Source organism: Streptomyces sp. NPDC093071 (assembly GCF_044754545.1).
Classification (GTDB): Bacteria; Actinomycetota; Actinomycetes; order Streptomycetales; family Streptomycetaceae; genus Streptomyces.
Genome location: NZ_JBIVPH010000002.1, coordinates 1000352 through 1013723, shown reverse-complemented (window position 1 = coordinate 1013723; position 13372 = coordinate 1000352). Strand labels below are relative to the sequence as shown.

At 75.7% G+C, this 13372-nt stretch carries 12 protein-coding genes; 4 read left to right on the top strand and 8 right to left on the bottom strand.

Annotation, left to right across the window (positions count from 1 at the left end):
- The first annotated feature begins 370 nt into the window (after positions 1-370).
- Positions 371-1597 carry an ROK family protein gene (locus tag ACIQD7_RS10015; protein ID WP_399756877.1) on the top strand — a complete coding sequence of 409 codons (1227 nt, stop codon included), beginning with the start codon at positions 371-373 and terminating at the stop codon, positions 1595-1597.
- Positions 1598-1619: 22 nt separating this feature from the next.
- Here ACIQD7_RS10015 and ACIQD7_RS10010 read toward each other — a convergent pair whose 3' ends face one another.
- Entirely contained in the window at positions 1620-2084 is a 465-nt protein-coding gene (locus ACIQD7_RS10010; RefSeq protein ID WP_402441167.1) for an SRPBCC family protein, read from the bottom strand.
- 149 nt (positions 2085-2233) lie between these two features.
- On the opposite strand from ACIQD7_RS10010, the gene ACIQD7_RS10005 reads away from it, so the two are divergent.
- Positions 2234-3010, top strand: coding sequence for an SAM-dependent methyltransferase (locus ACIQD7_RS10005; RefSeq protein ID WP_402441165.1), 777 nt, complete (start codon positions 2234-2236; stop codon positions 3008-3010).
- A 21-nt stretch (positions 3011-3031) separates the two neighbouring features.
- Here ACIQD7_RS10005 and ACIQD7_RS10000 read toward each other — a convergent pair whose 3' ends face one another.
- The gene (locus tag ACIQD7_RS10000; protein ID WP_402441163.1) at positions 3032-3631 is read right to left on the bottom strand and encodes an ATP-binding protein; all 600 of its coding nucleotides are present in this window, start codon (positions 3629-3631) and stop codon (positions 3032-3034) included.
- A 205-nt stretch (positions 3632-3836) separates the two neighbouring features.
- A complete protein-coding gene (locus ACIQD7_RS09995) occupies positions 3837-4211 on the bottom strand; it encodes a hypothetical protein (protein WP_402441161.1) in 375 nt (124 codons plus the stop codon).
- A gap of 211 nt (positions 4212-4422) precedes the next feature.
- Here ACIQD7_RS09995 and ACIQD7_RS09990 point away from each other — a divergent pair, with 211 nt between their 5' ends.
- A complete protein-coding gene (locus ACIQD7_RS09990; protein ID WP_121830874.1) occupies positions 4423-5586 on the top strand; it encodes a PLP-dependent cysteine synthase family protein in 1164 nt (387 codons plus the stop codon).
- On the opposite strand, the gene ACIQD7_RS09985 is transcribed toward ACIQD7_RS09990, so the two are convergent.
- The 3 genes from ACIQD7_RS09985 to ACIQD7_RS09975 form a co-directional block, all read right to left on the bottom strand.
- Entirely contained in the window at positions 5546-6046 is a 501-nt protein-coding gene (locus ACIQD7_RS09985) for an SRPBCC family protein (protein WP_402441159.1), read from the bottom strand. The two genes, ACIQD7_RS09990 and ACIQD7_RS09985, sit on opposite strands and share 41 nt — an antisense overlap.
- A 257-nt stretch (positions 6047-6303) precedes the next feature.
- Complete coding sequence (locus ACIQD7_RS09980) at positions 6304-6744, bottom strand: SRPBCC family protein (protein WP_402441157.1); 441 nt, start codon at positions 6742-6744, stop codon at positions 6304-6306.
- The gene (locus tag ACIQD7_RS09975) at positions 6741-7559 is read right to left on the bottom strand and encodes a DeoR/GlpR family DNA-binding transcription regulator (RefSeq protein WP_205613862.1); all 819 of its coding nucleotides are present in this window, start codon (positions 7557-7559) and stop codon (positions 6741-6743) included. Before ACIQD7_RS09975 ends, ACIQD7_RS09980 begins: the two co-directional genes overlap by 4 nt.
- Before the next feature lie 147 nt (positions 7560-7706).
- Between ACIQD7_RS09975 and ACIQD7_RS09970 the strand changes: the two genes are divergently transcribed.
- On the top strand, positions 7707-10106 hold the full coding sequence (locus ACIQD7_RS09970; RefSeq protein WP_402441155.1) for a hypothetical protein: 2400 nt from the start codon (positions 7707-7709) through the stop codon (positions 10104-10106).
- Here the strand turns inward: ACIQD7_RS09970 and ACIQD7_RS09965 are convergent.
- Both ACIQD7_RS09965 and ACIQD7_RS09960 read right to left on the bottom strand, forming a co-directional pair.
- A complete protein-coding gene (locus ACIQD7_RS09965) occupies positions 10076-12505 on the bottom strand; it encodes a right-handed parallel beta-helix repeat-containing protein (RefSeq protein WP_402441153.1) in 2430 nt (809 codons plus the stop codon). The two genes, ACIQD7_RS09970 and ACIQD7_RS09965, sit on opposite strands and share 31 nt — an antisense overlap.
- 177 nt (positions 12506-12682) lie before the next feature.
- Positions 12683-13291, bottom strand: a complete 609-nt coding sequence (locus ACIQD7_RS09960) for a hypothetical protein (protein WP_390755925.1) — start codon at positions 13289-13291, stop codon at positions 12683-12685.
- Positions 13292-13372 lie beyond the last annotated feature (81 nt).

Genomic DNA, 13372 nt, shown 5'->3' with positions numbered 1-13372 from the left:
GCGAGGCACTTCCGGACCATGCGGCCGGGTTTCCCCGGACCGGGACCGGATCCCTCGGGTCGGTGGGCCGGGCTGCCCCGGACCAGGAGGCCGGGCCTCTCGGGCCGCTGGGTCGGGTTCCCTCAGGTCAGGAGGCCGGGGCCCCTCAGGTCGGTGGGCCGGGTTCCTCGGGTCAGGGGTCAGGGACCTTCGGGTCGGTGGGCCGGGCTCCCCAGGGCGGGGGTCAGGGACCTTCGGGTCGGTGGGCCGGGCTCCCCAGGGCGGGGATCAAGCACCTCCGGACCGGAAGATCGGCTTCCCTCAGGTCGGGGACCGGGCCCCCGCGCCCGGGAGGTCAAGCGCATCCTCCGATCATGGGAGACTCGCCCCCATGAACGGCAAGGCGACGACGACCCGGACACGGCTGGACAGGGGGCGCAACGCGCTCGGACCCGCGCTCGAGCTGGTGCACACCGGCAGGGCGCCGACCCGGGCCGTCCTCACCGCCGAGCTCGGCGTCACCCGCGCCACCGCGGGGGCCGTCGCCGCCGAGCTGGAGGCCCTCGGCCTCATCAGGGTCGACTCCAACCCCGGTGCCGCCGCGGGCTCCCAGGGCCGGCCCTCGCACCGGCTCGCCGTCGACGAGAAGGGCCCCGTCGCCCTCGCCGCGCAGGTCCACCCGGACGGCTTCCGGGCTGCGCTCGTCGGCCTCGGCGGCACGATCGTCGCCACGGCCCCCGGCAGCGTCGTCGTCTCCGCCGACCCCGCCCAGGTCCTCGGGGCCGTGGTCGACGCCGGAGCGGCCCTCCTCCGGGAGAGCGGCCGCCGCTGCGTCGGCGCCGGCCTCGCCGTGCCCTCCGCCGTGGCCGAGCCCGAGGGCACCGCCCTCAACCCCCTCCACCTCGCCTGGCCCGCCGGGGCCCAGGTCCGGCAGATCTTCGCCGAGCGGGTGCGGGACGCCGGCATCGAGGGCCCCGCCTTCACCGGCAACGACGTGAACCTCGCCGCCCTCGCCGAGCACCGCCACGGCGCGGGGCGCGGCGCCCGGGACCTGCTCTGCGTGGCCACCGGCCACCGGGGCGTCGGCGGCGCCCTCGTGCTCGACGGGCGCCTGCACACGGGCAGCTCGGGCCTCGCCCTGGAGGTCGGCCACCTGACGGTGAACCCGGAGGGCCGCCCGTGCCACTGCGGCGGCCGGGGCTGCCTCGACGTCGAGACCGACCCGCTCGCCTTCCTCACGGCCGCCGGCCGCGTTCCCGGCCCCGAGGTCTCGCTGCTCCAGCAGTCCCGCGACCTGCTGCGCACCGGCCCGGACGACCCCGGCGTCCGGGTCGCCGTGGGGGAGCTGATCGACCGCCTCGGCCTCGGCCTCGCCGGCCTGGTGAACATCCTCAACCCGGACCGGATCATCCTCGGCGGCCTCCACCGCGAACTCCTCGGCGCCGACCCCGAGCGCCTCCGCGCGGTCGTCGCCGACCGCAGCCTCTGGGGCCGCAGCGGCGGCGTGCCGATCCTCCCCTGCACCCTCGACCACAACAGCCTCGTGGGCGCCGCCGAACTCGCCTGGCAGCCGGTCCTGGACGACCCCTTGGCCGCCCTCTCCCGCGAACCGGTCTGAGGAGGCCGGGAGGGCCGCCCGACTACTCCGGGCGCCCTTCGAGCAGCGCCGCGAGCCGGTCCAGGGCCATGCGGGTCCCGGTCTCGTTGTCGGCGGCGGGGATCGCGTCCGGAACGCCCTCGTGGACGACAAGGACCTCCGTGCCGCCGCCCGCCGGGACCAGGGTCGTCGTCAGGGTCATGGCGCCGTGCAGCAGCGGGTCCGCCGTCTCGAACTCGACGATCTCGACGATCCGTTCGTCCGGCACCAGCTCCACGAAGCGGCCGTGGTACGTGTCCGTGCGCGGCCCCGACTTCCCGGCGCCGTCCTCCCCCTCGTACCGCAGCGAGACCCGGAACGCGCCCCCTTCGCGGGCGTCGAACTCGTGCACCCGGCAGGTCATCCCGTAGGGGACCCGCCAGCGGGCGACGGCCTCCGGGTCGAGGAGCGTCCGGTAGACGTCCAGGGGCGGGGCGTCGACGTGGCGGGACACGCGCGTGGTGTACACCCTCCCCAGGCTAGGGCCCGTCCGGCGCTTCCGCCCGGGACCGGGGCGAAAGGGTCGAAGCGAAAGGGTCGAAGCGAAAGGGCCGGGGCGAAAGGGCCGGGGCGAAAACCGGTGGGCCCGTCCGGCCGTACGACGTACCGTTCCGCCCCATGACCCCTTCCGACCCCGCCCTTCCCCCGCGCCTCGGCAGTCTCACCTTCCACGGGCCGCTCTCCGAGGCCCGCGCCGCCCGTCTGCTCGGGCGGCTCGCCGCCTCCGGGCCCGCCGACGTGCTCGACATCGGCTGCGGCTGGGGCGAGTTGCTCCTGCGCCTGCTCGACGCCGTTCCGGGAGCCGAGGGGGTCGGGATCGACGTCAACGGCGAGGACCTGGCCCGCGGCCGGGCCCTCGCCGAGGAGCGCGGGCTCGCCGGCCGCGTGTCCTTCGTCGAGGAGTCGGCGCTCGGCACCGACCGCGGCCCCGTCGACGCGATCCTCTGCCTCGGGGCCAGCCAGGCGCTCTGTGACCCCGACCTGCCGCACGACCCCGCCGCCGCCCTGCGCGAACTCCGCCGGCTCGTCCGGCCCGGCGGCCGCGTCGTCCTGGGGGAGGGCTTCTGGGAGCGCACCCCCACCGCGACCGAACTGGCCGGCATGTGGCCCGGCGCCCGCGCCGACGACCACTTCTCCCTCGGCGCCCTCGTCGACCTCACGATCGAGGCCGGGTTCCGGCCCGCCTGGATCGAGACGGCGAGCGCCGAGGAGTGGGAGGAGTTCGAGTCCGGCTACCGGTACGACACCGAGGTCTGGCTCGCCGCGCACCCCGGCCACCCGCTCGCCGCCGAGACGCGCGCACGCGTCGACCGGCAGCGTTCCGGCTGGCTGAACGGCTATCGGGGCGTCCTCGGCATCGCCTATCTGACCCTCGTGGCCGTGGCCGGGGACTGAGCGCTCCCGCCCGTCGGACCCTCAGCCCGCCCGGCCCGCCAGGACCGGACGGGCGGCGGCCACCGCGGGGGCCGGGCTCAGGATCGGATCGGCCGGGGTGCCGAGGGGCACGGCGGGAACCCGCTCGTACCCGGTGAAGGGACCCTCGGTCGCGGCGCCGTACACGGCTTCCTCGCGCGTCTCGACGGGACCGCCCACGGGCGGCGCCGCGAGGACGAACCACACGACCTTTCCGTCGTCCCCGCACGGCCGGACGCCCCAGCTCTCGCTGACCGCCCCGACCAGGGCGAGGCCCCGGCCGGAGGTCGCGAGGCCGTCGGCCGGATCGCCCGCCCGGTCACCAGCCGGCCCGCCGGCCTGCGGCAGACGGGGATCGTGGTCCCTGACGGAGACCGTGAGGCGGTCGAGCAGCAGCTCGATCTCCACGGTGCACCGCTTGTCCGGCCGGGCGTGCCGGTGGACGTTGGTCAGGAGCTCGGTGACTCCCAGCAGGGCATGGTCGACCAGGGCGTCGAGATGCCAGTGGCGCAGATGCGCCGAGACAATCCTGCGGATCTGTCCGATCCGCTGCGGCAGGGCTTGGAGCTCCACCGCGTAGTACCTGCTCGGTTCGCTGATCACGGCTGCGACTCCCCGAAGTAGTCCGGAAGAAGACGAAGATTCGGATCTCTCATGCGGTACGGCGGGGCGGTGACCACGACGTACTGTCACCACCCGTCAACCCTCGGTGAGGTGATTCCAGCGTGGGCCAGGGGTGACCGTCCCGCAACTCACGGCGAACCGTGCCGGGCCGGCGGGCCGGAGGGGCGCCGCGCGGCCCCGGCCGTCAGCGCCGTCCGGCCGCCCGCTTGAGCGCGGCGAGGAAGCGCCCCGACTCCTCGGGCTCCTCCGACCGATCCGACCGATCCGACCGACCCGGCCGCTCCGACTCCGAGGGCTTTGCCGTTCCGCCGTCGCGGCCCTTCCCGTGCAGCGTCAGCCGGTACCGGGTGCCGTTCACGGTCGCCACCGCCTCGTCAGGCCCCGCGAACCACGGGCGTCCCGCCCGCACCGCCGTCACCGGCGCGCTGTCGATCTCGCTGCCGTAACTGGTGAGCAGGGCGAGCCGCCCGCCCTCGATCCGCACCTCGCCCGCGCGCGTCAGCGAACGCGGCCAGCGGGTGATCCCCACCCCCCTGGCGCTGAACTCGGGTTCCGTCATGCCGATCCGCCCCTTCCCCGCCCGTCTCCCCGGGTCGCCGCTCCCAGTGTGCCGGGCCGTCCGCGACCGCACCAGTGGCCCTCTCGCACACCCTTCCGCAAGTCTTCCCTATGGAAGCCCAAAGGGAACGTTTGCCCAGGTGAGAGCGGTATCGTCGGCAGTGGAGCACCCGGGGGAGCGCCCCCGGGGAAGCGATCGAGGAGAAGCGCGGATGAGCACCACCCGGCACAGTGCGCAGAACGATGCGGCGGCCCCCGCCGGGGGCGCCGCCACGGCCGCGGCGACCGTCGACGTCGACCGCAGCGATCCCGTCTACCGGGCCTGGCTGAAGGAGGCCGTCCGCAAGGTCCAGGCCGACGCCAACCGCTCGGCCGACACCCATCTGCTGCGCTTCCCGCTCCCCGAGCGCTGGGGCATCGACCTCTATCTCAAGGACGAGTCCACCCACCCCACCGGCAGCCTCAAGCACCGGCTCGCCCGCTCGCTCTTCCTCTACGGCCTGTGCAACGGCTGGATCCGGCCGGACCGGCCCGTCATCGAGGCCTCCAGCGGCTCGACGGCCGTCTCCGAGGCGTACTTCGCGAAGCTCATCGGCGTCCCCTTCATCGCCGTCATGCCCCGCACGACCAGCCCCGAGAAGTGCCGGCTCATCGAGTTCCACGGCGGGCGCTGCCACTTCGTCGACGACTCGCGCACCATGTACGAGGAGTCCGCCGCCCTCGCCGAGCGCACCGGCGGCCACTACATGGACCAGTTCACCTACGCGGAGCGGGCCACCGACTGGCGCGGCAACAACAACATCGCCGAGTCGATGTACCAGCAGCTCCGCCTGGAGCGCTACCCGGAGCCGGCCTGGATCGTGGCCACCGCGGGCACCGGCGGCACCTCGGCGACCATCGCCCGCTACGTGCACTACATGCAGCACGACACCCGGATCTGCGTCGCCGACCCGGAGAACTCCTGTTTCTTCGACGGCTGGACCCACCACGACCCGCACGCCACCGCCGACTGCGGCTCCCGCATCGAGGGCATCGGCCGCCCCCGCATGGAGCCGAGCTTCGTGCCCGGGGCCGTCGACCGCATGATGAAGGTCCCCGACGCGGCGAGCGTCGCCGCCGTCCGCGCCCTGGAGACCGCCATCGGCCGCAAGGCGGGCGGCTCCACCGGCACCGGCCTGTGGAGCGCCTTCAAGATCGTGGCCGAGATGGTCGGGCAGGGGCGCACCGGCAGCGTCGTCACCCTGATCTGCGACCCCGGCGACCGCTACCTCGACAAGTACTACTCCGACGACTGGCTGGCCGCGCAGGGCCTCGACATCGCCCCGTACACCGCCGCTATCGAGAGCTTCCTGGCGACGGGGGCCTGGCCGGAGTGAGCCGCCGGTCGAGGCGGCGCGCCGCGCCCCGGAAGGACCGCCCGAGACCCGGCTTCGCGAGCCTCAGCCCGAGGCGGAACGGGGCCGGGCCGTCGGCGGCCATGGTCCACCGCAGCAGCGTGCCCCGCCCGGCGGGGGAGAGGGCCCACTCCTCCGCCATGGCGGTCACCCCGGGGGCGTTCGTCGTGTCCACCCGGTAGGCGTAGCGGACCTCGGGCTCGGCGGCCAGGATCGTCTCCTCCAGGGCGATCCCGCCCCGCAGCCGGACGCTGCGGCCGGCCCCGTCGCCCGTCGGGACGGCGGAGACGAGGGCGGTGAACCAGGAGGGCGTACTCCCGACCTCCACGGCCAGGGAGCGGTAGACGGCCGTGGGCGGGGCGGCCAGCGTCGCCGTGAACACCAGGCGGACGGGCGCGGACGCGGTGAAGTCGATCTCCACCGGCCTCAGTCGGCGTGCCATGGACCGGACCTCCGGGGGCGTGGACGGAAGGAGCACCCTAACTGACTTTCCGTCAACAGCACAGGGAGCGGGAGCGGTTGGGACGAAGGCCACGACGGGGTGCGGGCGGCGGCCGGGCCGAGGGTCCCGGCGGTGGGCGCGCCGGGAGCCCGGCGGCGGCCGCGACGAGGGTTCCGGAAGCGGCCGCGCCGAACGGCCCCGGCCGCCGTCGCGCCGAACGCCCCGCCGCCGCGACCCCCGCCGCCGCGACCCCCGTCTCAGGCCCTCCGCAGCAGCCCGTCCAGCGCCCGGCCGAACACCGCCCGGCCCGCCCGGGCCAGCACCGGATCGAGGGCCCGCGGCACGCCCCGTACCGTCAGTTCCTCCGTCCACAGCACCCGGCAGCCGCCGCCGGGCGCCTCCGTCACCTCGATCAGTGCCCAACCCCGTACGACACGGCCGTACTTCTCCAGGCGACACGCGCCGGGGCGGCCCGCCGTCGGGGGGTCCCAGCGGACCACCTCCATCGGATCGTCGAAGGAGAGGCGGCCGATCCCCGTCCGGGCGGTGAACCGGGTCCCCGCGCCGTTCGGCCCCGGCGTCAGCACCCGCGTCCGCGTCAGCGGCACCAGACGCCCGTGCGCGGGCCAGTCCGTGAGCCGCCGCCACGCCTCCTCCGGCGCCAGCGGCACGGTCCGCTCGACCCGGAAGGGGCTCACGCCCGCTCCTCGCCCGCCACCACGAGCCCCGGCACGTGCTCCGCCACCTCCGCCCGCACCCCCTCGGACAGGCCCCGGTCCGTCACCCAGGTGTCCACCTCGTCCAGGGCGGCGAACGAACTCAGGCCCACCGTCCCCCACTTGGTGTGGTCGGCGACCACCACCACCCGGCGCGCCGAACGCATCAGGCAGGTGTTCGTCTCGGCCTCCGCCAGGTTCGGCGTCGACAGACCGGCCTCCACCGACACGCCGTGCACCCCGAGGAAGAGCAGATCGAAGTGGAGCGAGCGGATCGCCCGGTCCGCCACCGGCCCCACGAGCGCGTCGGACGGCGTCCGCACCCCGCCCGTCAGGACGACCGTCGCCGCCCCCCGCCGCGCCTCGCCGGCCCGCCCCGCCTCGTGGAACACGTCCGCGACCCGCACCGAGTTGGTCACCACCGTCAGGTCCGGCACGTCGAGCAGGTGCCGGGCCAGCGCGTAGGTCGTCGTCCCGCCCGACAGGGCGAGCGCCGTGCCCGGCGTCACCAGGGCCGCCGCCGCCCGCGCGATCTCGTCCTTGGCGCTCGGTTCGAGCACCGACTTGGCCTCGAAGCCCGGCTCGTGGGTGCTCGCCTCGACCACCGGGACGGCCCCGCCGTGCACCTTCGCCAGGACGCCCTGCCGGGCCAGCGCGTCCAGATCGCGGCGGATCGTCATGTCCGAGACGCTCAGACGGCGGGTCAGTTCGTTGACCCGTACACCGCCGCGCCGCCGGACCTCGTCGAGGATCAGGGCGCGCCGCTGCTCCGCGAGGAGGTTCTGGTTGTCAGTCACCGCCGGGGCCGGTCCTTCCGCAGGAGACAAGGGATGGGGATATGGGGATCAGGGTGAAATTCGGTGAGAGGCCGTGCGCGGCCCTCCGGCCGTCCGCGATCCTGTCTCCGACGTCGCATCTTCCCACTCCGCGAGGGAGCCGCCCCAGTGTCCCCTGCCACACCCGCCCCGGAGAGCGGGGACGCGGCGCTCGAACTCCTCGTCCACGGAGTCGGCGGAGCCACCCCCCAGGACATGCTCGACGACCCCAGGACCGTACGGATCACCGGCGACGGCACCGCCGCCGTCTACCGGCGGACCGAGGACGCCGACGCCGAGGACCACCCCGAGCGATACGCCGGGCGCCCGGTCCCGGAAGCGTACTGCTGGTCCAACCTCACCTCCGGCGACGGCACCCGCGCCCTGTGGCTGCTGCTCCTGCCCTTCATGGTCGCCAACCTCGCGCACTGGATGCGCCCGCCCGGCCGGGGCGGATCCCGGCCCGTCCGGTTCTACGGAGTCCTCGTCCGGCTCGTCGCCCTCACCCTCACCGTGCTGCTCACCGCCGCCGCCTGCGAAGTCGCGCTCGACCTGACGGCCTGGCAGTGCGCCGCCGCCCCCGCCTGCGTCGACTCCGCCTCCTGGCTGGGCTTCCTCTCCGCCGAGCGCGGCGGCTGGTGGTCCCCGCCCGGCCGCCGCCTCGCCGTCGCCGCCGTCGTGCCGACCGTCCTCGTCGGCCTGCTCTGGTACCTGTCCAACCGGACCTGGAGCGCCTACGAGGCCCAGCGCCCGCCCACCGGCTACGACGCCCCGGCGGCGGAACCGCGGGACGCCGCCGCCGGCGACGCGCCCCGCGCCGCCCTCGGCCGCCCCGGATTCTGGTACGGGCGCCGCCTCGTCGCCCGGCTCAGGGCCGCCCACACCGCCGCCGGGTTCCTCACCGTCGCCGCCGCCCTCGTCACGGCCGCCGCCCGCCACGACACCGCCGCGCCCGGGACCGGAGCCGTCCTCGGCCGGATCCTCCAGGCCGCCGTCGCCGCCTTCGCCCTCGTCGTCCTCTGGGTCGTCTGCCGGCGCGGACGCAGCGAGAACCGCCTCGACCTGCGGCTCGAACGCGTCCTGGTCTCCTGGCTGCCCGGCGCCTCCCTCGCCCTGCTCGCGCTCGCCGCCCTGTACGCCGGCTGGTCCCGCCCCGGCTGGACCTCCTCCGGAACCCTCCCCGGAGACGCCGTCTTCAGCGCCCTCACCATCGCCCAGGGCGCCCTCGTCGTCGCCCTCGGCGCGGTCGCCCTCCTCCTCCAGCGCCCCCGCCGGGACCCCCGGACCGCCCTGCGCGGGCTCGGCGGGCCCGCCGTCGCCATGCTCGCCTGCGCCCTCGGCGGGATCATGTCCGGCGGCGTCGCCCAGCGCGTCGCCGACTGGCTCGACGGACCGGCCACCCCCGGCATGGGCGACCCCGGGCCCCGGATAAGCCCGCCCGTCCTGCTCAGCTGGCAGGCGTCCGTCATCCCCGTCCTGCTGCTCCTCCTCGCCGTGCCCGCCGCCCTGCTCGTCGCGCGGACCCTGCTCGCCGCCCGGCGCCTGCGCCCCGAGGTCGAGGCCGACTACGCCGCCGCCGACGAACGCGACCCGGTCCGCACGGGACAGATCGCGAACGGCAGGGCCCGGGCGGCGCTCACCGACTCCGCGCCCGTCCTCGTCGGCGTCGTCTCCGGCGCCACCCTGCTCCTCGGGGCCGCCTCCGTCGTCGGCGCCTGGGCCAGCGGGAACGTGCCCGGCCGGGCCTTCGACGGCGCCCACCCCGCCCTCGCCTCCCTGGCCTCCGCCACCCAGGCCCTCGGCTCCTGGATGATCGGCTTCGGCTTCCTGCTCTTCGTCACCTGGGGCCGCCGCGCCTACCGGGACCCCTCCGCCCGCCGCACCATCGGCATCCTCTGGGACGTCGGCACCTTCTGGCCCCGCGCCGCCCACCCCTTCGCCCCGCCCTGCTACGCCGAGCGCGCGGTCCCCGACCTCACCTGGCGGATGAGCTCCTGGACCCGGCGCACCGGCGGCCGGCTCGTCATCTCCGGGCACTCCCAGGGCAGCGTCCTGGCCGCGGCCGCCGTCTGGCAGCTCCAGCCGGCCACCCGCCGCCGGGTCGCCCTGCTCACCTACGGCTCACCCCTGGAGCGGCTCTACGGACGCTGGTTCCCGGCCTACTTCGGCCCCGAGGCGCTGCGCTCCCTGAACCGCACGGTCCACTGCTGGAGCAACCTGTACCGCGCCACCGACCCGATCGGCGGACCCGTACGGGTCCTCGCCGAGGACGGACGGCCCGCCGTCGACGAGCCGGTCCTGCTCGACCCGGTGGCCTACGGGCGCACCCGCGACCACCCGCTGCCCGAACCGATCCTGGGCCACTCCGACTACCAGGCCGACCCGGGCTTCTCCCACTGCCGGGGCGGCCTCCTCGCCCGGCTCCCGTCCGCCCTGCCCCGGCAGCGCGGGGCCGGGGAACCGCCGGAGCGGGACGCGCCGGGCCGGGGGGACCCCGGTCAGGGCAACTCGGGCAAGTCGTCCGGATAGAGCAGGGTCAGGTCGTCCGTGCTCGGCTCGTCGAGCGCGGCGACCCGCCCCGCGTGCCGCTCCACCATCGACTCGAAGGTCTGCCGCGCCGTGCGCCCGTTGCCGAAGGCCGGACCCTTCGGCAGCTTCGCGAAGTAGGCGAGCAGCGCCCCGTCCGTGCCCGGGGCGAGCCGGTACTCGTGCTCGTCCGCCTGCTGCCCCACGATCCGCAGCAGCTCCTCCGGCTCGTAGTCGCCGAAGGTGATGGTCCGTGAGAAGCGCGAGGCCACGCCCGGGTTCACGGTGAGGAAGCGCTCCATCTCCGCCGTGTACCCGGCGACGATGACCACCACCGCGTCCCGGTGGTCCTCCATCAGCTTCACCAGGGTGTCGATCGCCTCGCGGCCGAAGTCCCGGCCCGAGTCCTCCGGCGACAGCGCGTACGCCTCGTCGACGAACAGCACCCCGCCGCGCGCCCGGTCGAAGGCCTCCTGGGTGCGGATCGCCGTCGAGCCGATGTGCTCGCCGACCAGGTCCACCCGGGACACCTCCACCAGGTGCCCGCGCTCCAGGACCCCGAGCGAGGCGAGGATCTCGCCGTACAGCCGGGCCACGGTCGTCTTGCCCGTGCCCGGGTTGCCCGTGAAGACCAGGTGGCGGCGGACCGAGGCCGCCTTGAGCCCGGCCTCCTGGCGTCTGCGCCCCACCTCGATCATGTTGGTGAGGGTCCGCACCTCGTGCTTGACGCTCTCCAGGCCCACCAGGGCGTCCAGTTCGCCCATCACGTCCTGCGAGGAGCGGGCCGCCGGGGCGGGCTCCGGCTCCGGGGCGGCCGGGGGACGGGAGGCCGGTACGGTGCCGAGCAGCCCGGCCGTCCGCGTCTCCGTCAGGACCGCGCCGCCGGCCGGGGAGGGGCCGCCGGACGCGGAGGAGGCGGGCACCGAGGAGCGGACCGCGCTCTCGTCGCTGGTGCACTCCTCGGCGACCGCGCCCTCCTCGGGGAACTCGTAACCGCCGCGCGCGCACCGCTCCGTACGGCACTTGCGCAGGGTCGTCCGGCAGCCGTCCGTGACGTGGAAGCCGTATCCGCCGCTGCCCGTGACCCGGCAGCCGTGGAAGGAGCCGCGCCCCTCCGCCGACACGTAGAAACCGGCCTCGGCGGGCGAGGTGACCGTGCACCGGTCGATCGTGGGGTCGGCGCCCTTGGTGACGATGACCCCGGTCTGTACGGAGTCGATCGCGCAGCCGGCCAGGGTGCCGCCGCTGCCGTGGTCCCGGAACCAGGCGCCCGTGGACGCCTCCCGGATGCGGCAGTCGTCGAGCTGGGCCGTCGCCCCGTCGCTCACCGACACCGCCGTGTTCCGCACCTGGGACAGGTCGCTGTCGACCACGTCCACGCGCGAGCCCCGGTCGAGGACGAACAGCGCGTCCGGCACGTCGTGCACCCGGCAGGCGTCGAGGACGGCGGTCGCCCCGTCGCTCACCCACACTGCCGGGTAGTCGCCCGTGCTGTCGTGGATCTCGCACTGGTTGGCGTCCACCCGGGTCCCCGGGTCCCACACCGACAGGCCGTTGCGGCCGAAGCGGCGGACGGTCGACCGGGTGAGCGTCAGGACCGAGCGCGAGCGCAGGTCCACCGCGTTCTCCGGGACGTCGTGGATGTCGCAGTCGGAGAGGGTGAGGACGGCATCGGTGTCGAGGGTGATGCCGTCCGCCGACGTCCGGTGCACCGAGGAGTCGGTGAGGTGGGCGGTGGCCCGGGACGCGATCTGGAGCCCGGCGCCCTTGATCTCGTACACCTCGCAGCCCACGCCCTCCAGGGCGCTGCCCTCGCCGGTGACGGCGATCCCGGCGCCGGAGGCGTGGTGCACCCGGCAGCGCTCCAGGCGCGGGTGCGCGCCGCCCCGCACCGAGACGCCCGCCTGCCCGGCGGACACCACCTCGCACTCCTCGAACACCCCGCCCGCGCCGTCCAGTACGGCGATGCCGATTCCGGCCGCGTTGTCCACGGTGCAGCGGCGGACCGTGGGCCGGGCCGCGCCCCGCACCTCGATCCCGGCGGCCGAGCGGGTCATGATCCGCAGGTCGAGCAGCTCGGGCGTGCCCTCCTCGACGAGCAGCGCGGGCGCGGCCACGTCCTGGCCCTCGATGTGCAGGTCCTGGAGGACGACGGAGGCGCGGACGGTCAGCGGGACCCCGTCCGGGGGCGCGATCCGGACCGGGCCGGTCGCGCCCTCGGAGCCGCGCAGGGTGACGGCCCGCCGCACCACCAGGTTCTCCCGGTAGGTCCCCGGGGCGACGGTGAGCACGTCCCCGTCGCCCGCGGCCTCCAGGGCGGCGGCGAGGGAGGGGTACTCACCCGTGCGGCGGCGCCACCTCGATGTGCCGGTGTGCGTCACCTGGACCGTGCCCTGTGCCATGGGTGTGTCCTGCCCCCGTCGTGCCTTGCCGCTGATCCGATGCCCCACCGTAGCGCGCGCGGCGGCGTGGGGCCGACGGGTCGCGTACCCCCGTCCGTACCGGAAACGCGCGGGTGCCCGGGGCGCGTCACCGCCGGTCCGGGGCGGTCCGGAGCGGTCGGACCCGGTCGCACCCGGTCAGCTTCCGGTGCCGGTGCGGCCCCAGTCGGGACCGGCCGCGGCCCACGCCCGGTCGAGGCGCGCGTACCGCGTCAGGACGAGCCTGCGGACCGCGAGCCGGCGGACGGTCTCCACCAGGAGACCGGTGAGGAGCGCGGCCGTGAGCCCGGCGGTGATCGCGTGCGCGCGGGCGGTGTCCGCGCGCATCGGCGGCGTCACCGGGCGCCCGTCCCGGTCGGTCCACAGGGAGAAGGTGTCGCCGGGCGCCGAGTGCCGCCGGAACGTCGTCACCGTCCCCGTACGGGGCGACCCGTCCGGGGCGGTCCAGCGGGCCACCACGGCCCGGCGCAACCGCTCCTCCCCGCCGGACTCGGCGGTCCTCGTGGCGCTCGCGGGCGGATCGGCGGGCCGCACCACCCGGGCCGTCGTCTGCGTCCGCCGCTCCTCCTGGAGACGGACCGCGACCCGGAGCGAGTCGTGCGCGGACGCGCCCGCGCTCCAGCCGACCAGGGGCACCGCGACGCAGAACAGCACGAGGGCGGTGAGGGCGACCCACGCCTCGACGAGGTCCGTGGTCCGGCGCAGGGGATTGCGCCGCCAGCGCCAGAGTCCCAGGGCTGCGCGCACGTCCGGACCCCCTCGTCGTTCGCGGCTTCTCCGACTCCTCCGACGAGTGTGCCCCGGGGGCGGGTTCCCCGCCCGGCGGGC